General features: G+C 69.9%; 14 protein-coding genes. 7 read left to right on the top strand and 7 right to left on the bottom strand.

Annotated features, from left to right (window positions below):
- Positions 1–133: 133 nt before the first annotated feature.
- Both H0E84_RS05640 and H0E84_RS05635 read right to left on the bottom strand, forming a co-directional pair.
- Positions 134–2,476 (bottom strand): winged helix-turn-helix domain-containing protein, encoded by a 2,343-nt coding sequence (locus H0E84_RS05640; RefSeq protein ID WP_180677661.1) that lies wholly within the window; start codon positions 2,474–2,476, stop codon positions 134–136.
- A 121-nt stretch (positions 2,477–2,597) separates the two neighbouring features.
- Positions 2,598–3,110, bottom strand: a complete 513-nt coding sequence (locus H0E84_RS05635) for a hypothetical protein (RefSeq protein ID WP_180677660.1) — start codon at positions 3,108–3,110, stop codon at positions 2,598–2,600.
- Positions 3,111–3,838: 728 nt separating this feature from the next.
- Here H0E84_RS05635 and H0E84_RS05630 point away from each other — a divergent pair.
- Entirely contained in the window at positions 3,839–5,893 is a 2,055-nt protein-coding gene (locus H0E84_RS05630; RefSeq protein ID WP_180677659.1) for a sodium-translocating pyrophosphatase, read from the top strand.
- A gap of 502 nt (positions 5,894–6,395) precedes the next feature.
- Here the strand turns inward: H0E84_RS05630 and H0E84_RS05625 are convergent.
- Together H0E84_RS05625 and H0E84_RS05620 are read right to left on the bottom strand one after the other, a co-directional pair.
- A complete protein-coding gene (locus H0E84_RS05625) occupies positions 6,396–6,938 on the bottom strand; it encodes a hypothetical protein (protein ID WP_180677658.1) in 543 nt (180 codons plus the stop codon).
- A 244-nt stretch (positions 6,939–7,182) separates the two neighbouring features.
- Positions 7,183–8,715, bottom strand: a complete 1,533-nt coding sequence (locus H0E84_RS05620) for a M91 family zinc metallopeptidase (RefSeq protein ID WP_180677657.1) — start codon at positions 8,713–8,715, stop codon at positions 7,183–7,185.
- Between the two features lie 260 nt (positions 8,716–8,975).
- On the opposite strand from H0E84_RS05620, the gene ppa reads away from it, so the two are divergent.
- The 4 genes from ppa to H0E84_RS05600 all read left to right on the top strand — a co-directional run bounded on the left by ppa (position 8,976) and on the right by H0E84_RS05600 (position 11,862).
- Positions 8,976–9,506 (top strand): inorganic diphosphatase, encoded by a 531-nt coding sequence (gene ppa / locus H0E84_RS05615; protein ID WP_180677656.1) that lies wholly within the window; start codon positions 8,976–8,978, stop codon positions 9,504–9,506.
- Between the two features lie 135 nt (positions 9,507–9,641).
- Positions 9,642–10,748: an HDOD domain-containing protein gene (locus tag H0E84_RS05610; protein ID WP_257644087.1), complete on the top strand. Its 1,107-nt coding sequence runs from the start codon at positions 9,642–9,644 to the stop codon at positions 10,746–10,748.
- 134 nt (positions 10,749–10,882) lie between these two features.
- Positions 10,883–11,362, top strand: coding sequence for a DDE-type integrase/transposase/recombinase (locus H0E84_RS05605; RefSeq protein ID WP_180677655.1), 480 nt, complete (start codon positions 10,883–10,885; stop codon positions 11,360–11,362).
- A 290-nt stretch (positions 11,363–11,652) separates the two neighbouring features.
- Positions 11,653–11,862, top strand: a complete 210-nt coding sequence (locus tag H0E84_RS05600; protein WP_180677654.1) for a hypothetical protein — start codon at positions 11,653–11,655, stop codon at positions 11,860–11,862.
- 72 nt (positions 11,863–11,934) lie between these two features.
- Here the strand turns inward: H0E84_RS05600 and H0E84_RS05595 are convergent, their stop codons facing one another.
- The 3 genes from H0E84_RS05595 to H0E84_RS05585 form a co-directional block, all read right to left on the bottom strand.
- Entirely contained in the window at positions 11,935–14,814 is a 2,880-nt protein-coding gene (locus H0E84_RS05595) for a TonB-dependent receptor plug domain-containing protein (RefSeq protein ID WP_180677653.1), read from the bottom strand.
- A gap of 134 nt (positions 14,815–14,948) precedes the next feature.
- The gene (locus H0E84_RS05590; RefSeq protein WP_180677652.1) at positions 14,949–15,845 is read right to left on the bottom strand and encodes a helix-turn-helix transcriptional regulator; all 897 of its coding nucleotides are present in this window, start codon (positions 15,843–15,845) and stop codon (positions 14,949–14,951) included.
- Between the two features lie 113 nt (positions 15,846–15,958).
- Positions 15,959–18,232: a winged helix-turn-helix domain-containing protein gene (locus H0E84_RS05585; RefSeq protein ID WP_257644086.1), complete on the bottom strand. Its 2,274-nt coding sequence runs from the start codon at positions 18,230–18,232 to the stop codon at positions 15,959–15,961.
- A gap of 237 nt (positions 18,233–18,469) precedes the next feature.
- On the opposite strand from H0E84_RS05585, the gene H0E84_RS20740 reads away from it, so the two are divergent.
- Positions 18,470–19,216: an RNase A-like domain-containing protein gene (locus H0E84_RS20740; protein ID WP_180677650.1), complete on the top strand. Its 747-nt coding sequence runs from the start codon at positions 18,470–18,472 to the stop codon at positions 19,214–19,216.
- Positions 19,217–19,291: 75 nt separating this feature from the next.
- Entirely contained in the window at positions 19,292–19,579 is a 288-nt protein-coding gene (locus H0E84_RS05575) for a contact-dependent growth inhibition system immunity protein (protein ID WP_180677649.1), read from the top strand.
- The last annotated feature ends 80 nt before the right edge of the window (positions 19,580–19,659 follow it).

The raw sequence follows: 19,659 nt of genomic DNA, 5'->3' as shown, positions 1-19,659 counted from the left end.
GCCGGTACTCGCGCAGGCGGCGGCGATGTCGTCGATCGGGCACGACGAGCCCGCCCGGGCAGGCTTGCGGCGCGGGTGCAGGGTCGCCGGGGCGGCGAGATCCGGGGGCCTGCCAACGCTTCCCGGGCAGGCCCTACTGCGCGGCGTCCGGCCGTTGCCGCAGCGCCTCGGGAATCCGGCGCTCGCCAGCCAGACGCCCCGCGTCCTCCAGCGCCGCCTCCCGGGATTCGACCTGACCCAAGGCATGGAACAGCTGCGCCTGCAGCAGGGCGAGATCGAAATCGCGGCCCGTCCAGGGCGCGACCCGCCCGACCAGGGCAGTGGCCTCGGCCAGCTCGCCGCGCTCGATCAGCCAGGGCGCGTAGGCGAGCACCGCCTGCGCGATGTCGCCGGGCACGCCCTCCTGCTCGGCCTGCGCCACGGCGGCGCGGTAGCTGCGCTCGGCATCGTCGTTGCGGCCCTGCGCGCGGGCCGCGAGCGCCTCGAGCAGGCGCCCGGTCACGCCGGCGTCGGCGCCGACCAGGATGTCGTCGCGCAGCGGCCGGTCGCTCTGCAGCGCCGCCTGTTGCCGCAGCCATTGCATCCAGCGCAGGCGGGATTCCCAGGCCTCCGGCGACCAGTCCTGCAGGGCGGCATCGACGATCGCGATGGTCCGCGCCGGATCGCCGCTGCGCCAGGCCAGTTCCGCCTGCAGCGCGTCCTTGCGGTGGAAATCGCCCGGCAGTACCGGACCGTCGCCATGCTCCTCCAACAGCGCATGCGCGGCCTCGAACCGGCCCTCGCGGATCATCACCTCGGCGCGGCCGAGTGCGAGACTGGTGACCAGAGTGACGTCGCTGACCTGCTCGCGCAGCGCCCACGCCTGTTCGATGGTTGCGCGTGCCTGTTCCGGCTGCAGCAGCTTCAGACGGTTGACCGCCAGGGCCGCGTGCATCGCCGCCAGTTCGTTGACCGCGCCGAAGCGCTGGAACTCCGCTGCCGCCTTGCCCAGGTATTCGAGCGACTGCGCGGGCCGGCCGCGTTCGCCCTCGAGATGACCAAGGTTGGCATCGACCCGCGCCACCGACAGCAGGTCGCCGGTGCGCGCCAGCAGAATGCGCGCCCGCCCGAGATCCTCCAGCGCACCTGCGAACTTGCCCAGCGCGGACCGGGTCACCCCACGGCCGTTGAGCGCGCCCCCCAGCAGCGACACGTGCTCGTCGGAATCGAGCAGGCGGATCGCCGCCGAATAGTTGCGCTCGCCCTCGACATAGCGGTCCAGGCGCACGCAGATCGCGCCGCGCACCAGCAGCGCGCGCGCCCGGAACACCGGATCGTCGCGCGCAATGGCGGTGGTCAGCAGGCGATCCACCTCGGCCAGCGCCTCGGCATGCTTGCCGGCGCGGAAATCCACCTGCGCCAGCCGCAGCCGCAACTGCGGTTCGTCGCGCTGCAGTTCCGGCGCGTCCTGCAGGATCCGTCGCGCGGTGGCGAGCTCGTTGCCCAGCATCGCCGCCTGCGCGCGCTGCAGGCGCTCTGCAAGGCTGAGGTCGATGCCCGCGCCGCTGTCGCTGCGTCCCAGCGCCGCCAGCAATCGGCCGCTGGCCTGGTCCGCGGCCTGCAGCAGGTCGGCGTGCTCGCCGGTGGCGCGCCGCGAGGCGCCGTCATTGCCGTTGGCGGTGAGCTCGACACGCCAGCCCTGCGCGCGATGCCGGGCGCGGCTGCTGATGATCCAACCCTCGCCCGCGGCGCGGCGCAGCTGGCCGGCCACCACGTCGCGTTCCTTTTCGTGCAGCAGCGAGAGCACGCTTTCGCTCGAGACCACCGGCAGGCCGTTGCGGCGCAGGCGGTCGCCGATGAAGTCCATCAATCCCAGGCGCGCCCAGGCCGCGGCCCGCGGCCCCTCGACCCTGGTCGGCAGCACGATCAGTGCGGCGGCCGGTCGCGCGCCGCCACCGCCATCGGCGGCGGGAGCGGGCCGTTCGCGCTGCGACACTGCCCACCAGGCCCCCGCCGTCAGCGCGATCGCGATCGACGCGAGAACGATCAGGATCCGGCGCTGCCGTCGTGGAGTCGGGTCCGACTCCACGAACACCGGCAAGGCATCGGTTGCCTCCGGCGCATCGCTCCGGGGGGACCCCGCCGGTTCTGGCGCCGCCGCCGGCTCCTCCGCGACCTGCAATGCCTCGACCTCGGCCACCCAGCGGAACCCGTAGCGCGGCACGGTACGGATCAGCCGCTGCTCCTGGCCGTCGTCGCCGACGACGCGCCGCGCGCGCAGCACGATCTGGCTCAGTTGCGCGTCGGACACGTTGTCGCGGGCGAAGATCGCCAGCGCCAGCTCGTCGCGCCCGACCGCGCGGTCGTGGTGCTCGATCAGGTATTGCAGGCACTCGAACACGCGCGCCGGCAGCGCGACCACCTCGCCGCGATGGCGAAGTTCGCGCGCGCGGCAATCGAGAAGGTATTCGCAGAAACGGTAGGCGGCGCTCGACATCGATCATACGGCCGGCGGAAGACGCCCGCCGACGGCATGGCTATCGGGAGACAGCCCCGCCGGCGGTAGCCGGGAGGCGGGCGCCTAGTATGACCGAAGGCGCGCCGTCGCGACCGGGGCCTCAGTCGCAGGCCTCGCCCTCGACCCGCAGCTGCGCCGCATACAGTCCCGGCTGCGGCGCGTTGCCGGATTCGGCCTGCGCGCGCGCCTCGTCCAGGTAGATGCGCACGCGGCCCTGGGCATCGGTCTGCAGGGTTCCCTCCGCGGGCCGGCGCCAGATTCGCGCCACCGCCACCTGCGAGGGACAGGCGGCGGCGGGAATGCGCACCACGTCGTTGAGCACCCAGCCGTCGGCCGGATCGGGCCGCACCCGGTCGGCGTCGACCAGGCGCGCCCGCGGCCGGCAGCCGGGGCTGGTCTGCTTGACCGAGAACCGGTAAGGGGGATCGGCCTGGCCGGTGAACACGCCTTCGATACGGGCGCAGGCCTCGGGGATCTGGCGCAGGGTGTGCGCGGCGCCCACCGCCTGCGGCGGCGCGGTCTCGCGCTCGATCTCGGGCGCCTGGCCGGCGGCGGGCAGGACGGCCGGCGCGCCCAGCAGGGTAGCGACGAGGACAGCGGCGATGCGGCGCATGATGGGGGCTCCATGGATGCAGCGCAGCAGCCTGCCACGTCCCGGCTGAATCGGGCGCCACGGGGTCCCGGACGCGTTCCCGCTCGCCTCGCCGCAGCCGTGTCCACCCGCCTCGCGACCCGAAGGTGCGTGGGGCCATCGGGCGGGGGTGGCGCCTCTCGAAGGGCAAAGGCCCGGAGTTGCCAGGCCCGCCCGCACCCCAAAGCTCTCCGGCCCGTTGCCGCGTCGTCGCCAGGCGGGCCGGGGGATGCGTGACAACCAAGCGAGTATCGGGGAGCGACTTGTCACGTATCCCCCGGCCCGCCCCCCGGCGCACTCCCGACGGTCCCGACCGACCGCCGTCCACAGTTGCTCGAACGACCGGCCCGAAGACACCTGGGGGGCCATCGGGCGGTGGCGGCACCGCAAGTCGCTCCCCGATACTCGCTTGGTTGCGGCGCCGCCCCCACCCGATGGAGCGCCATTCGCTGGCACTTCCAGAAAAGCAGGAGCCGACGCGGCGAGCCTTGCCCGCGACCCACGCTCTCCGGCCCGATCGCCGCGTCGTCTCCCGAATCACCGACCGCGCGGCGCCAGGTTTGGCCTGCCCACGGCCCTGTGCCATAGTCGGCGGGCTCGCGCAACAGGCAGGCCGTCGCGGCTCCGATACGGCCGGCCGGTTGCGGGCGCAGGGGGGATCATCACCGCACCACACTGTTCGTCTGGGCATTCACTCTGGGAGGGGTTTCATGCTGGAGCAATACGGTTTGTGGCTGGCGCTCGCATGCGCGGTCGTCGCGATTCTCTATGGCGTGATTTCCGCGCGCTGGATCAACCGGCAGCCGGCCGGCAACGCGCGCATGCAGGAAATCGCAGGGGCGATCCAGGAAGGCGCGCGCGCCTACCTCAACCGCCAGTACATGACGATCTCGATCGCCGGGGCCGTGCTGTTCCTGCTGGTCGGCGTGTTCCTGAGCTGGGCCACGGCGATCGGCTTCCTGATCGGCGCCGTACTCTCCGGCGCCGCCGGCTACATCGGCATGAACGTCTCGGTACGCGCCAACGTGCGCACCGCCGAGGCCGCGCGCAGCGGCATCGGCCCGGCCATGGACGTCGCCTTCCGCGGCGGCGCCATCACCGGCATGCTGGTGGTCGGCCTCGGCCTGCTCGGCGTGGCCGGCTACTGGGTGGTGCTCAACGGCATGGGCATGTCCGGCGCGGACGCCCTGCACGCGCTGGTCGGGCTGGCCTTCGGCTCCTCGCTGATCTCGATCTTCGCGCGCCTGGGCGGCGGCATCTTCACCAAGGGCGCAGACGTCGGCGCCGACCTGGTCGGCAAGGTCGAGGCCGGCATCCCCGAGGACGACCCGCGCAACCCGGCGGTGATCGCCGACAACGTCGGCGACAACGTCGGCGACTGCGCCGGCATGGCCGCCGACCTGTTCGAGACCTACGCGGTGACGGTGATCGCCACCATGCTGCTCGGCTACCTCATGGTCACCGAGGTCGGCAGCAACGGCCCGCTGTATCCGCTGGTGCTGGGCGGCGCCTCGATCATCGCCTCGATCATCGGCGCGTTCTTCGTCAAGGTGAAACCCGGCGGTTCGATCATGGGCGCGCTGTACAAGGGCGTGATCGTCTCGGGCGTGATCGCCGCGGTCCTGTACTACCCCATCACCACCGAACTGATGGCCGGCAACAGCCACGGCCCGATGAACCTGTACGTCTGCGCGCTGATCGGCCTGGTGCTGACCGGCGCCATCGTCTGGATCACCGAGTACTACACCGGCACCCAGTACAAGCCGGTCCAGCACGTGGCGGCGGCCTCCACCACGGGGCACGGCACCAACATCATCGCCGGCCTCGGCATCTCGATGAAGTCCACCGCGATGCCGGTGATCGCCGTGTGCATCGCGATCTGGGCCTGCCACATGCTGGGCGGCCTGTACGGCATCGCCATCGCCGCCACCGCGATGCTGTCGATGGCCGGCATGATCGTGGCGCTCGACGCCTACGGCCCGATCACCGACAACGCCGGCGGCATCGCCGAGATGGCCGAACTGCCGGCGGAGGTGCGCGAGATCACCGACCCGCTCGACGCGGTGGGCAACACCACCAAGGCGGTGACCAAGGGCTACGCGATCGGCTCGGCGGCGCTGGCCGCGCTGGTCCTGTTCGCCGACTACACCCACAACCTCGACACCGTCGGCGCGGCGCGCGCGCTGGAGACGGGCATTCCCTACGTGGCGCTGACCTTCGACCTGTCCAACCACATGGTGATCATCGGCCTGCTGATCGGCGGCCTGATCCCATACCTGTTCGGGGCGATGGCGATGGAAGCCGTGGGCCGCGCCGCCGGCTCGGTGGTCGAAGAGGTGCGGCGCCAATTCCGCGAGATTCCGGGGATCATGGAAGGGACCGGCAAGCCCGACTACTCGCGTGCCGTCGACATGCTGACGAAGTCGGCGATCAAGGAGATGATCGTGCCGTCGCTGCTGCCGGTGGCGGTGCCGATCGTGGTCGGCCTGCTGCTGGGCCCGCAGGCGCTGGGCGGGCTGCTGATCGGCACCATCGTCACCGGCCTGTTCGTGGCCATCTCGATGACCACCGGCGGCGGCGCCTGGGACAACGCCAAGAAGTACATCGAGGACGGCAACTTCGGCGGCAAGGGATCGGAGGCGCACAAGGCGGCGGTGACCGGCGATACCGTCGGCGATCCCTACAAGGACACCGCGGGCCCGGCGATCAACCCGTTGATCAAGATCATCAATATCGTCGCATTGCTGCTGGTGCCGCTGCTGTAGCGGCCGACTCCGCGTTGCGTTGCGCCCTCTCCCGCTTGCGGGAGAGGGCGCTGATGCGGCTGCTGCCCCGAAAGGCTTCGCGCAGCGAAGCCCTCTCGGCAAGATGCCAGGCCGCGAACCCTGGGCCGTCGATAGCTTCGCTCGTCGGCGCGTTCTTGGAGGCTGGGTGTGGGGGGGGCGGGCCGNGGGGATACGTGACAAGTCGCTCCCCGATACTCGCTTGGTTGTCACGCATCCCCTGCCCGCCTGGTAACGACGCGGCGACCGGGTCGGAGAGCGTGCGCGCGGCGCCCAGCACCGCGTACTGGCACCGTTGCTCTTCGAAAAGCGCCGGCTAGGTCGCTCCATCGGGTGGGGGTGGCGCCGCAACAAAGAGAGTATCGGGGAGCGACTTGCGGTGCCACCCCCGCCCGATGGCCCTCGTGCCTTCGGACCAATCGATCGCGGGGCCGCGACTGCGGAACGATTTCGAGGAGAGCTGCGCGCCGGGGGGCGGGCTGCCTCAGCCCTCGGCCTCGAATGCTCCGGCGACCACGTCGAACCAGGGTGTGCACAACAGCTGTTGGCGCTCGGCGAATGCGAACGACGCCTGCCAGACCTCAACGCCGTCGACGTTTTCCGGCGCGGTGAGCTCGGATTCCTCGAAACGCGCAACGCCCAGGCACCAGCGCATGCGCCGTGCCGGTTCCGCGGTGGGCGGGGCGAACGCGAACTCGCCCTCCAGCTCGGCGCCGGCCGGCAGTCGCGCCGCCAGCGGCATCGGCGGCACCGTCGGGCTGGGGCTCGGCAGCGGCAGCGCGATGTGGCTCAGGGTGACATCTGCGCCATCCTCGCGGAACGCCGGGTCGCCCACCGCGCCCCCCTGCTGACGTCCGCTGAGAACCGCGTGGCGGTTGCCGCGGTCGAACACCGCCAGCTCCTCACCGCCGGTATTGTGCAGCCGGTAGCGGACGCGCAGCGCGCGCTGGCGCGGGTCGTACGCGAAATCGGCCTCTAGGCGCGCGCCATCGCCCTCGACGGTGGTGCTGGTTTCGGAACTCGCCATGGGGGCCTCCGCGGAAGGGGGGGTCGGTTGCGCGTCCGCGCCGGGGTGCGCGCAGGCGGCGATCGGACCCGCGAACAGGAACGCGCAGGCCAGGCGCAAAAGGAGCGGCAGGGGTCGTGGTTGCATGCGGCGTCTATCCTGGATGTTGGCCGTCGCCGGAGCTTAAGGGAAGACGGGCGGCCCGCGCTGAACGCGGGCCGCCCGTGGTTTCCCCTGGCTGTGGCGATCGCCGCTCAGCGCACGCTCAGAGCGCGTAGCTGGGGCGGTCCGGCAGGCCGAGTTCGCGGCGCAGGCCGTTCTCGGTCAGGTGGATCGGATTGTGGGTGGTGGGCGGGGTGGCCGGATCGCCGTCGAAGTCATAGGCCGGCGCCGAGGACTCCAGGCCTACCGCCTGGCGCTCGGCATTGGGCACCCGGCCGGAATCCGGACCCTCACCCACGTAGGTGCCGGGCAGGAAGGTTCCGTTGACACCGTTATAGGCGTGCGACATCTCGTGGTAGAGCACCACGACGGGCGCCGGGAAAGCGTCCATGTGGAAGGACGGGTTGTAGCTGATGTCCACGTCGCCGCCCGCGCCCGGACGGCCGTTGACGATATCGGCGTCGCGGCTGAAGGTCTGGGCGTAGCCGTTCTGCTCGTTGGCCAGCTCCTTGATGGTCACGGTGTTGCCCTTGGCCTCGGCGGCGGCGTCGAACTCGGCCAGCATCTGCTGCCCGTTCGGCGAGGAGCGCAGGAACTCCATGTCGGCCTCGACGCGCTGGCGGAACGCGTCGGAGCCGGTCACGGTGATGCCGCGGTTGCCGACGTCGGCGTCGATCACCACGTTGACCACGGTCGGGCTGGCGCCGGTGGCGGCGTTGATCAGGTCGCTGGCCTGGGCATACACGGTGTCGTCCGAACGGGCGCCCTGCACCGTGTCGCTGCCCTGGCCGGCGTAGATCGCGTTGTTGCCCGCGCCGGAGTGGATCACGTCGTCGCCGAGGCCGCCGGAGATGATGTCGTCGCCGGCGCCGGCGTGGATCTCGTCGTTGCCGGCGCCGCCCTCCAGGTAGTTGTCGCCGCCGCCGCCGCGGATCACGTCGTCGCCGTCGCCGCCGTAGACCACGTTGATGCCGCTGCCGCCCTGGATGGTGTCGTTGCCGGCGCCGCCGAAGATGTCGTTGCGGCCGCCCAGGCTTTCGATGGTGTCGTCCCCGGCGCCGCCGTCGATACGGTCGTCGCCGTTGCCGGTGACGATGCGGTCGTCGCCCTCGCCGCCCTCGACCACCATGTTGACGGTGACGTTGGACGCAGCCTCGATGACATCGTTGCCGCCGCCGGTGCGCAGGGTCAGCTCCTGCTGCTCGGTCAGGCGGACCTCGTAGACCTCGCCGTTGACGTCGATGTCCAGGGTGCCGTCGTCGCGCTGGCTGATCTGCACGTTGTCGTCGCCCTCCCCGGTGGTGAACACCACCTGGTCGCTGCTGACGTAGGTCTGGCCGAGCCCGGCGGAGGCGATCGTCTGCTCGCGGGTGACGGTGGCCTGCTCTCCCTGATGCAGCTCGGCGTTGCGGACGGTCTTGCCGTCGGGCGTCTGGCGGTCGGCCAGGCGCGAGCCTGCGTCGCTGCCGTCGATGGTGACGGCGCCGTCCGTGGCACTGTCGCGGGAATCGACCGCTCCGACCTCGTCGCTGGCCAGGGGTGCTTCGGCGAACCGCTCCTCGTTGTGCGCGGCATTGTCCCAGTAGGTCTGGGTCGGCTGCGATGCGGCGGGGCTGGTGGCGGAATCGAGGCTCATGGACATTGGAGGGACCTGTGCGGAAACAGTACGGTGACGTATAGATACGCACAGGTACGGACTGCGCCAAGCTAGGGCGTACCCGAGGGCGGCGCTGCGCCGCGCCGGCCCGGCCCGTCGCGCCCCCCCCCGGTGAAACCCCGCGCGGCCGCGGCCCCGGTCTTGCTGCGGCGCAGCACGCCAAGCCGTAGAATGGCGTCTCCCTTTCCACCCCGCAGGCGCGCGACCCCGTGCGCCCAGCCCCCTGGAGCCGTACCCGCATGGGCCTGGACAACGTCACCACCGGCAGCAATCCGCCGCATGAAATCAACGTCATCATCGAGATTCCCAAGGACGCGGAGCCGGTCAAGTACGAGGTCGACAAGGCCAGCGGGGCGATCTTCGTCGACCGCGTGCTGTCCACCCCGATGCGCTACCCGTGCAACTACGGCTACGTGCCCGGCACGATGTGCGGCGACGGCGACCCGGCCGACGTGATGGTGATCCTGCCGCTGCCGCTGATTCCGGGCTCGGTGATCCGCTGCCGGCCGGTGGGCGTGTTGAGAATGTCCGACGAGGCGGGCAGCGACGAGAAGCTGCTGGCGGTCCCGGTCGAGCAGGTGTTCGCCGGCTACGCCCACGTCGACGACCTGGACAAGGTGTCTGCGCACTGGCTCGAGCGCATCGGCCACTTCTTCGAGCACTACAAGGACCTCGAGAAGGGCAAATGGGTCAAGCTCGACGGCTGGGGCGACGCGGCCGAGGCGCGCCGGATCCTGAACGAGGCGATCGAGCGCCACGGCAGGGGCTGAACGTACACCGGCGCCACCGGATGGCGATCACAGTTTCGTAGGTCGCGCCGAGACCCGGCGGGGCGGATTCGGTACATTTGCAGGAGCGACACGACCGGACGGCCGCTTGCGCCGCCGGCACCAGGGGACAACATCTTGCGTATTCTCTTCGTTGGCGACGACGCCAGCTTTCCTCCCGATCTGGTCGGACTGGTCTCCGAGATGGACGACGACTGGCAGGTCGTCACCGTCGCCGACGGCAGCGCCGCCACCGAGGCCGCCGCGGGCGGCGCGCTGGACGTCGTGGTGGTGGCGCCGGTGCTGCCCGACATGCCGGCGGCGACGCTGCTCGGGCAGATCCGCACCCTGCGCCCGGAAACCTCGCGCATCGCCCTGATCGCTCCCGGGCAGACCCCGCCGCCGCGCATCATCTCGCTGGCACACCGCTTCCTGCCGCTGCCGCTGGGACCGGAAATGCTGCTCGAGGCGGTGGGCTGCCTGGAGGAATTGCGCGAACTGCTCGACGACCCGCGGCTGCACGCGATCATCGGCCGGGTCGAACACCTGCCCTCGCCGCCCCATGTGTACCTCGGCCTGATGCATGCGTTGGAGGAGAACGAGGACACCGGCTCGGCCGAGATCGCCCAGCTGATCGCCGGCGATCCCGCGATCGCCGCCAAGGTGCTGCAGCTGTGCAACTCGGCCTACTTCTCGAGCGGCCGCGCGATCACCGACCTGCGCGCGGCGGTCACCCGCCTCGGCGTGGCCACCCTGCGCGACCTGGTCCTGGCCAGCGAGGTGTTCTCGGTGGCGCTGGCGGGCGGCACCGACCGCACCACCCTGCAGCAGCGCGCCTTGCTCGCCTCGCGCCTGGCCCGGCGCATGCTGCCCGAATCGAGCGCCGAACTCGGCGCCACTGCGGCGCTGCTGGCCGACATCGGCCTGCTGCTGCCGGGAGTACGCGACGAACATAGCGGGGAAGGCGACCCGGACGCGCCCGGCCATGCCGAGGCCGGCGCCTATCTGCTGGGCCTGTGGGGGCTGCCGATGCCGATCATCGAGGCGGTGGCCTTCCACCGTCGCCCGGCACGCTCGAGCGTGCGCAGCTTCTGGGTCACCGGCGCCGTGCACGTGGCCATGGCCCTGGCCAGCGGCGACCCCGTCGACGAGGAATACCTGCGGCGGGTCGGGGTGATCGACCGCCTCGGCGGCTGGCGCGACCACGCCGAGTCGCTGACCCTGCGGGCCGAAGCAGAGGCCTGAAGAGAACAGACCCCATTTCGAGAAAGAAAAAGGCGGGCCGATGGTCCGCCTTTTTCGTACTGCCTGCTTGAGAAAATGGGGTCAGGTTCATTTTTTTTCGGCAATCGCTCGGCCGCGGTGACTTCCTGCAAAAAATGAACCTGACCCCGTTTTTTCCGTTTTTTGACGTGTGCAGCCGGCGCATCGTCGGATGGGCGATGGCCTCGCAGCAGACCCGGGATCTGGCCGAACACGCTCTGGACATGGCCCTCGTGCAGCGTCAGCCGGGACACGACTTGGTCCTTCATCACGACCGCGGCAGCCAATACACGAGCGCCCGCTACCGGGCGAAAGTGGAGGCAACGAGTATCGTGTTGAGCATGAGCCGACCCGGCACGCCCTCTACGACAGACAATGCGATGGCGGAAAACTTCTTCAGCACGCTTAAACTGGAGCTCGTACCAGAGGCCTTCGCCTCACGCGAAGTTGCCCGCCTCGCGGTGTTCAACTACATCGAGACCTTCTACAACCGAACACGCATGCACTCGGCTCTGGACTGTGCCCTAGGTCCACTGTCCGAAGAATCGGGGCCACTCCAACCTGACCCCGTTTTCTCGAGAAGGGCAAGTGGGTGAAGATCGACGGCTTGGGGGCGCGCGGTGGAGGGCCAAGCGGATCCCGATGGATGCGATCGAGCGATACGGCAAGGATTGATCGCACCGTAACCGCAACCGGGTCGACTCCATCCATCGCGCGGGAGGTCAGTCTCCGGCGCCAGTTCGAATGACGATGAAAGTTTGCCGAAACAGCTATCTCAACAGACACAGCCTGTTATGCCGAAAAGATCACAGTCGTAGGCTCGCTACCGCTATAGCGTGACCCGGCCTATCGAAACGCATAGGCCGATCAACCTAGGAGACCTTCGATGAAAAAGGCAATGAGATCTGCAGCGGTTGCATGCCTGTTTTCGGCACTGACTGTTTTCACGGCAATGGCTGACAAGGGAGACAAGGTCGAGTGCCAGAATTGCTGGAACGCGTACTACTCATGCATTGATCGAGGTATTGATGAGGTTGTATGCCGCGATCTTCGCGACGAATGCATGATCGATTTCGGCTGCGCGGCACCCAACTAGCCGACCTCTCATACAAGAAAGGGGCGGGCTATCGGCCCGCCCCTTTCGTTTTGGCGCCTGTCGCTCGCGCGATCAGAAGCGCTGCTGGTACTTCATGTACGTGAAGCGACCGATGTCGAAACCGCCGTAGTAGGAGTAGCCGCTGCTCGGCCCGGTGTACAGCACCGGCCCTTCGCGATCGAACACGTTGTTCACGCCCACCGAGATCGTGGCGTCCCACGGGGCCTGCCAGCGCACCTGCACGTCATTGAACGTGTTGGAGCCGGTCCTGTTGAGCGGGAACGTGTTGCCTTCGTGATCGATGTAGTCCGGGCGATTGCAGCTTTCCGGATCTTCGGGGAAGTAGCACTCCTCCTGGAGCCCGGAGTAGTAGCGCGCGCTCCAGGTGGCGCCGAAATCGTCGTAACTCCAGTCAAGGCTGGCCACGGAACGGATGCGGAAGTTGGCTCCGTTGCCGTCGGCGAAGCCGACCTGCGGCTGCGGAACGGTGTTCTCCGTATCGTCCGCCTTGATTTCGAAGTTGCTGTAGTAGGTGCTCTGCCAGTTCACGGCGAAACGGCCGAAGCGCGTCTCCGGAACCTGGTAATTGACCTCGAAATCGAAGCCCTCGATGTCCCAATAACCGGCGTTGCGGCCGACGCGTGTCAGCGAATCGACCACGCCGGTGGCTTCGTCGCGCGTGAAGTAGTCGCACTGCGAAGCGATGCCATAGACATAGCAATCGGTCAGGATGCCCGATGCGGTGAATGCCGTGACCACGTTGTCGATCTTGGTGCGCCACCAATCCAGCGACAGCCCCAGACCCTCGACGTAGCTCGGGCTGTAGACCAGGCCGATCGAACGGCTGGTCGCGGTCTCCGGCGTCAGGTCGGGATTCGAGCCGCTCAGGAACGGCGTGCCGGTCTGGCCGCCGTAGGACACGGTCCCGCCCTGGCCGAGCTGCTGGAAGCCTTCGCCGTCCGGACCGACGGACCCGTAGTTGGCGATCGCGGCAGCGCAGCGGTCGTACACTCCCGGGTTGTTCGCCGCGGCGCCGCTGACCGTATCGCAGGGATCCACGTAGTAGTCGAAGGTCTGCCCGACGCCGCCGTACAGGTCGGACACCGCGGGAGCGCGGAAGCCCTGCGCCCAGGTGCCTCGCACCAGCAGGTCGTCGATCGGCTTCCAGCGCAGGCTGAACTTGCTGTTGACGGTGTCGCCGAACACGTCGTAGTCGGAGTAGCGGCTGGCGACGTTGATCGCCAGTTCCTGCGCGCCCGGCACGTCCGTCAGCAGCGGGATGTCGAACTCGAGGTAGACCTCGTCCACCGAATAGCCGCCCGAGGTTTCCTGGGCCGCCAGATTGGTCGAGTTGCCGGTCTGCGCGAAGGCGTCCGGCGAGTAGCGGCCGTCCACCTTGCGGTGCTCGACGCCGGCCGCGAAGCCAAAGTCGCCGGCCGGCAGCGAGGCGATCACGCCGCTGATGTTGGCGAAGTAATCGTGCGTGGTGGTTTCGGAGGTGGCGTTCTCCCACAGGAAGAAGCGATTCTGAATTTCCGGATTGGACAGGGAGTACTGGCCCTCGCTGAGAACAGGGGCCCACGGGGTGCAGGCGGAGAGTTCGATCGGATCGTCCGGCGTGCCGCACTGCACGACGCCCTGGTCGTTCATGAACGACGGCCCGACCGCTTGCGCGACGGCAAGCTTGTTGAAGTCGCCGCGGGCGCGGATCACCGCATCGCCGCGGGTGAACAGGTAGCCGGCATCCCAGTCGAAATAGCGGTCGCCGACGTCGAACGAACCTTCGAAGACGCCGCTGAAGCGATAGGTGTCGAGCCGCCGGTTGGTGACCCGCGGCACTTCCCAGCCGCGGCGGCGGAAGTCCAGTTCCTCACCGGTCGGATTGAAGTAACTATCCTCGCTGATCGGCGTCTGCACGTCGATGGCGCCGCTCTGGTACGGGTAGCCGGCGACCTGCACCTGCGTCTCGCGTCGATTGAAGCTGGCGTCGGCCACGAAGCGGATCGAGTCGGTCAGGTCGAGATCGGCGCTGGTGAAGATGGAGGTGCGCTCCATCCCGGTCTTGACCATCATCTGCTCGGACGGATTGGTGGTATCGCCGTCGTCGCCCGGGGTGGCGCCTTCCTGCGGACGGTAGTCGGCGAGATTGGTCGGATCGCCGCCCTCGCGCAGCACCACCCAGCCGCGATCCGGGTCCCAGATGTTGCCGATCGCGCCGACCGTCGTCCGGTTGTAGGCCGGGTGCTGTCCAGGATAGGACACCTCGGACCACCAGCGATCCTTGGCCCACACCGGCTCTTCCTTGTCGTACTGCACGCCGAAGGTGATCGAGCTGCGTTCGCCGGTCGAGCCGATGATGAAATCGAACGACTGCTGCTCGCCGTCGCCATCGCCGTACTGGCCGTAGTAGGCGTTCGCTTCCGCACCGTCGAAGTTGCGACGAGTGATCACGTTGATCACGCCGGCGATGGCGTCGGAGCCGTACAGCGAGGAAGCGCCGTCCTTCAGCACCTCGATGCGCTCGACCATCGAGGACGGAATCGTCGCCAGGTCCTGCAGGCCATCGTTGTTGATGCCGAGGCGTTTGCCGTTGAGCAGCACCAGGGTGCGCTCTGGCCCGAGGTTGCGCAGATCGACGTAGGTGCCGCCGGGGCTTTCGCCTGCGTTCAGCGGCGAGGAGCGGCTCAGCGCCGGGCTACCCGTGACGGCGATGTTCTGCAGGATGTCGCCGACCGACTGGAAACCCTGGTTCTCGATGTCGGTGCGGGAGATCGTGACGATCGGCTGCGCGGTCTCGACATCGACCTTGCGGATGCGCGAACCGGTGACCTCGATGCGATCCAGCGTGGTCGCGCCGGCCGGTTCCTGCGCCGGCGCGAGCGCCGGGGTCAGCGCCATCACGATGGCCGCGGGCAACAGGCCCCGCCGCATCGCGGGAATGCGAAGTTTCATCAATTCTCTCTCCAAAATGTGCAACGTTAGTGACGCGTTAAGACGCACCGGGCACGTTACGGCCGGCCACGAGTCGCTGCTTTGCGACGGCGGCCCGAAGACTTTGCCGAGTCTGCCGGTACGCCTCCCGGGCCTCAGGGCGCAGCGCGGCCGCCGCGGCGCCGCGTCGCGCCGACGGCCGGCACCCTGCCCGGGCCGCAGGCCGCCTGTTCGCGGTAGCGCGTGGCCGAGGTCCCGAAGCGCGCCCGGAACGCGCGCGCGAAGCTGCAGCAGTTGTCGAATCCGCTCGCCGCGGCGACCTCGCCGATCATCATCGAGGTGCTGCGCAGCAGCTCCGCGGCGCGCTCCAGCCTCAGCCGCGCGGACAGGGCCTGCGGGCTCTCGTCGTACAGGCTCTGGAACGCCTTCGAGAAGTACCAGCTAGAGAAGTTGGTCAGGTCGGCCAGTTCGCCGATGCGCACCACCCGGTCGCTGTTGCCCTCCAGATACAGGCGCGCACGCTGCATGCGGCCGAACACCTGGCGCTTGCGGCTGCGCGAGCGACCGGGGCAGCGGCGCACCCCGGCGGCGAGTTCCCCCTGGATCGCCACCAGGTGCAGCAGCAGCGGACGCACCGCGTCGTGATCGTCGCCTCCCGCGGTGCGCCACAGCCGCAGGGCGATCCGCGCGTCGCGCCTGGACAGCCGGCCGCGGCCGGCGTACAGGGCGCTGTCGGCCAGGCGCTCCAGCGTCGCGAGCGTGCCCTCGGCGATGTCCAGCCCGATGCACAGTCCGTGCGCATCCATCTGCAGCGACGGGGCGGAATCGCGCTCGAACGCCATCCACTCGCCGCGGCCGAGCCGGAACCGGCCCTCGCGCGATTCCAGCCAGCCGCTGCCGCGCAGTTGGATCCAGATCGACAGGCTGCCGGCGGGCGCCTTCGCGCCGCCGAGGCGGGACAGTCCGATGCGGGTGGCCCCGGTCGCCGCCGCGCCGGCGTCCGCCGAGCAGGAGAGAAGTTGGCCGCGGTCGGCCCAGAGGGTCTGATGCATGTCGCATCCATCGTTTGCCGGAAGAGGCGGATGGATGTGCCCGAAACGGGCCGCCGATTCAGGAAGTACGGCCGAGATTGCGGCGAATTCGCCACGACGCCACGACGAAATCGTTACGAAGCGGGTTTTCCCAAGAATTTCAGCCAGTTGGAGAATTCCGACAGCAGCGACCCCGGGGCCTCCGGAAGCTCGTGGAAGGCGATGTCGCTCCCATCGTCCACGGCCAGCGACACGTAGACCGCCCCGGTGCGCGGGTCGGTGCTGAAGCCGTTGGTGCTGCCGAGGCGGGTTGGATCCAGGCAGCTCAGTCGCGTCGACCCCTCGCGGCCCAGCCGCACCAGCCGGGACCGGCACTCGGGCGTACTGTCCAGGTAGTCGATGCCGCCGTCGCCGGCCACCGACCAGGTGCGGTAGCGCCAGCGGGTCGGCACCCCGGTGCCGATCCGGCGGATGCGGGCCGGATCCAGGTCCGGCGCGGCCTCCCACAGGCCGCTGCCGGCCATGCTGGCGAACACCACCCGGCCGAGCGCCGCGTCCCAGCGCGCCTGGGAAACCCCGGTCACCGCCTGCAGCGCACGCCATGGCGTGCTGCTGCGGTCGTACAGGATCAGGCGCGTATGCCCGCTCCCGCTTTCGGCAATGACCAGAATGTGCGCCGGATCGGCGACATAGAGCGCCTGGAGGGGCTGCGCGACAGGCACCGGCAGCCGCAGCGCCTGGCCGGTGGCGGGCGTGACCTCGAAGATCGCCGGACGGCCGGAGGGATCGCGCCCTGCCACCAGCAGCGTCCGGCTGTCCGACGACCACACCGGCGGCTGGCGGGTCTCCGGCCGCAGCCCCAGGATCGGCCGCAGCGAGTCCGGACGCGCCAGCTCCGCGTGCCACACCTCGAACCGGCCGGAGCGGTCCGAGGTGAACACCAGCTGGCGGCCGTCCGGAGACACCATGGGCTGGGTATCGCGGCCGGTGGACTCGAACAGCACGTCCCGGACCACCGGGCCGCCCGGCAGCGCGACCGGGTCGATCCGATGGATGGCGAAGCGCGCGCGCCGGTGCACGAACGCCAGCACCGCGCGGCCCGCAGCCGCGGCCGCCGCCGGCGACTGGGCATCGTCGAACCCGAAATCGTCGACCGCACCGCTCTCGACGTCGAGCCGGTATAGCCGCGCCTGGCTGTCGACGCGCCGCGAGAACACCATCGATCGGCCGTCCGGCAGCCAGCTCCAGCCGCGCAGCTCGGCGCCGAGGGCGGTCAGGCGTTCCGGATTGCCGCCCGCGGCCGGCATTCGCCACAGGTCGCCGAGCTGCGGGTTGCGGATGAAGCCGATCCAGGCGCCATCGGGGGAATAGCGCGGCGCGTAATCGAAGTCGTCGCTTCCGGACGGGTAGCGCAGACTGCGCCACTCGCCGCTCGCCAGGTCGAGTTCGCGCATGCCAGGCTCCCCGGGCAGTCCAGTGCTGCCGAAAAGGAGGCCTCGGCCGTCCGGCGTCCAGTCGAAGCTGAGCAGGTCGATCCCGTCGCACTGCGCGACCTCGCGCGCGGCCCCGGTGCCGCTGGCGGCCACCACCATCACCCGGCAGCGCCCGTCGCTCCAGGTCCGCGAGAAGGCGATCTCGCGCCCGTCCGGCGACCACGCGGGGGATGCGTCGCGGGCACCGGGACCGGGATCGGCCAGCCTCCGCGGCGCGGCGCTGGTCGTCGTCTGCACGAGGATGGCCATTTCCGACCGTTCCCTGCCGACCGCGGCGTAGGCCACCATCGCGCCATCCGGCGACAGGCTCGGCGACAGCTCGAAACCGGGCGCCGAGGTGATGAGGCGATAGGGGCGGTCCGGCACCGTACCCGGCGAATACGCCGCGGCCTGTCCGGGCAGGCCGTCGGGCCGCAGCAGCAGGGCGGCCGACACCACGGCCGCCGCCACGCCCAGCAGCACGGGCACGATCATGCTCCGCCGCGCCGGCGCGCCGCGCGGCACCGCCACGGGCAGGCGCGAGGGCGCGTCGGACCGGGCGGCCGATGCGGTCTGGGGCGGCGCGTCGACATCGGCCTCGGCCGGAGGCGGGTCTCGCAGCCACTCCACGTCCACCAGCAGCCGATACCCGCTCTTGGCGATGGTCTCGATGTAGCGGCGGTCCGCGGCGTCTCCCGCGCCGGCGGCGAACGCCTTGCGCAGCTGCGTCACCGCCTGGGTGAGCACGTCGTCGGTAGGCAGGGTGCCCGGCCACACCCTGGCCAGCAGTTCGGCGCGGCTCACCACCCGCCCCGGCTGTTCGGCGAGCACGCCCAGTACCGCCAGCGCTTTCGGCGCTATGCGGCGCGGGCGACGCGCGCCCGGCATCAGGATCTCGCGAATGGAAAAGGTGACCAGGCCGTCACCGATGCGCATGCGATCCATCGATGCGGGCCCGGAGGGGTCCGGACAATCTGGCATCTGCAGCTCTGTGGGGGAGCCGGAAACGTTTCATTATCCAACACGCGCTCTGAACCGCATCGCAGTCGCCGGCCGGCACCATGCCTTTCGCCACAGGTATCGCGCGCCGGATCCACCTAGGGGCGCCACCAGCTGGTCCGCGCCGTACCGCCTGCCTACTCTCGCCACCTGTCCCGAGCAGGAGCCCACCAGGTGGATGTCGCCGGTCCGACCGCCTTCAACGCCCCGCTGCCTGCCCGGCACCCGTGCGGCATCGACGCCGGCCCCGAGCCGCTCCAGCTCGCCGCCGCCGGCGACCTGCAGCGCGAACTCGAGGGGATCGTGGAGCGCGGAGAACTCGCCGGCTTCCTCGGGCGGACCGGCGATGCCATCGATCTCGCGGCGCAGTCGCCGGTCTTCGCCGAGACCCTGGATCCGCTGCTCGGCCGGCTCCGCGAGGCGCTTGCGCAGCTGCCCGCGCAGGCCCTGGACGCGGTCGAACGCGAGATGCTGGACGGAACGCTCGCCCGCCTGGACGCGCACCTGGGCCCGGTCGAGCCGCCGCCCGCCGCTGAAGTCCCCGGCGGCGGCCTGCAGGCCCACGAAGATGCGGGCGGCCACCTGATCGAGCGCCACGTCGGCAAGAGCGAACAGTCCCTGCTCGAACGCGTGCGCAGCGAGAACATCAGCGCCGCATCCAGTTTCCGCGACCTGCCCGAGGCCGAGCATTTCGTGGCCGAAACCCTGGGCGAGCATGGGGATCGCATCGACGCCTGGCTCGACGGCGCCGGCGGCAACCGCCTGGTGGTCGACGCGCGCTTCGACGCCAGCACCGGGATCTCGGTGGCGCGCGGCGAAAGCGAGGCCGTCGACGTGTTCTCGGTGCGCCTGGTGCTGGAGCGTTCCGAGCGCCTCGACATCGGCTATAGAATCGTCACCGGCTATCCGTCCGCACCCTGAGCCGGGACGGCCCGAAGGCCGCCCGCTCGCGGCGCGCCCCGCTGAACGCCCGCTCCCGAGGAACGCCTGCTCCCGATGAACGATCTCCCTGCGCTGGAAAACTTCTTCGCCGCCTATTTCCACCAGGACTGGGCGCAGGAGCACGCCACGCCCGAGGCGGTGGTGGACACCTACCGCGCAAGCGAAAGCGACGAAACGGTTGCGCGCACCCGCGACGAGCTCGACCGCCTGCTGGCGCGCGATCTCGACGGCCCGGCGCTGGCGGCGCAGCTGCGCGCACTCGGTTGCGAATTCGACCCGACGCGCGAGGGCGGCGAATGGTACGACTGGCTGGTGAAGGTGCGGCAGCGGCTGGCGGGCTGACGCCGCCAGCTCCCGGCGGCGGACCCGCCCTAGGGTCAGCCCCGGTTTTCCTGTCGCCCGGCACGCGGCCACACTTGCCG

It is taken from the genome of Luteimonas salinisoli, assembly GCF_013425525.1.
In the GTDB taxonomy this organism is placed as follows: domain Bacteria; phylum Pseudomonadota; class Gammaproteobacteria; order Xanthomonadales; family Xanthomonadaceae; genus Luteimonas; species Luteimonas salinisoli.
Note: the sequence above shows the minus strand (reverse complement) of the source record. Positions and strands in the feature narration are given on the sequence as shown.

Bases quoted from the DNA above. Each gene is read 5' to 3' on its own strand.
- H0E84_RS05640 (WP_180677661.1), bottom strand. From the start codon at position 2,476: ATGTCGAGCGCCGCCTACCGTTTCTGCGAATACCTTCTCGATTGCCGC.
- H0E84_RS05635 (WP_180677660.1), bottom strand. From the start codon at position 3,110: ATGCGCCGCATCGCCGCTGTCCTCGTCGCTACCCTGCTGGGCGCGCCG.
- H0E84_RS05630 (WP_180677659.1), top strand. From the start codon at position 3,839: ATGCTGGAGCAATACGGTTTGTGGCTGGCGCTCGCATGCGCGGTCGTC.
- H0E84_RS05625 (WP_180677658.1), bottom strand. From the start codon at position 6,938: ATGGCGAGTTCCGAAACCAGCACCACCGTCGAGGGCGATGGCGCGCGC.
- H0E84_RS05620 (WP_180677657.1), bottom strand. From the start codon at position 8,715: ATGAGCCTCGATTCCGCCACCAGCCCCGCCGCATCGCAGCCGACCCAG.
- ppa (WP_180677656.1), top strand. From the start codon at position 8,976: ATGGGCCTGGACAACGTCACCACCGGCAGCAATCCGCCGCATGAAATC.
- H0E84_RS05605 (WP_180677655.1), top strand. From the start codon at position 10,883: ATGAACCTGACCCCGTTTTTTCCGTTTTTTGACGTGTGCAGCCGGCGC.
- H0E84_RS05600 (WP_180677654.1), top strand. From the start codon at position 11,653: ATGAAAAAGGCAATGAGATCTGCAGCGGTTGCATGCCTGTTTTCGGCA.
- H0E84_RS05595 (WP_180677653.1), bottom strand. From the start codon at position 14,814: ATGAAACTTCGCATTCCCGCGATGCGGCGGGGCCTGTTGCCCGCGGCC.
- H0E84_RS05590 (WP_180677652.1), bottom strand. From the start codon at position 15,845: ATGCATCAGACCCTCTGGGCCGACCGCGGCCAACTTCTCTCCTGCTCG.
- H0E84_RS05585 (WP_257644086.1), bottom strand. From the start codon at position 18,232: ATGCGCATCGGTGACGGCCTGGTCACCTTTTCCATTCGCGAGATCCTG.
- H0E84_RS05575 (WP_180677649.1), top strand. From the start codon at position 19,292: ATGAACGATCTCCCTGCGCTGGAAAACTTCTTCGCCGCCTATTTCCAC.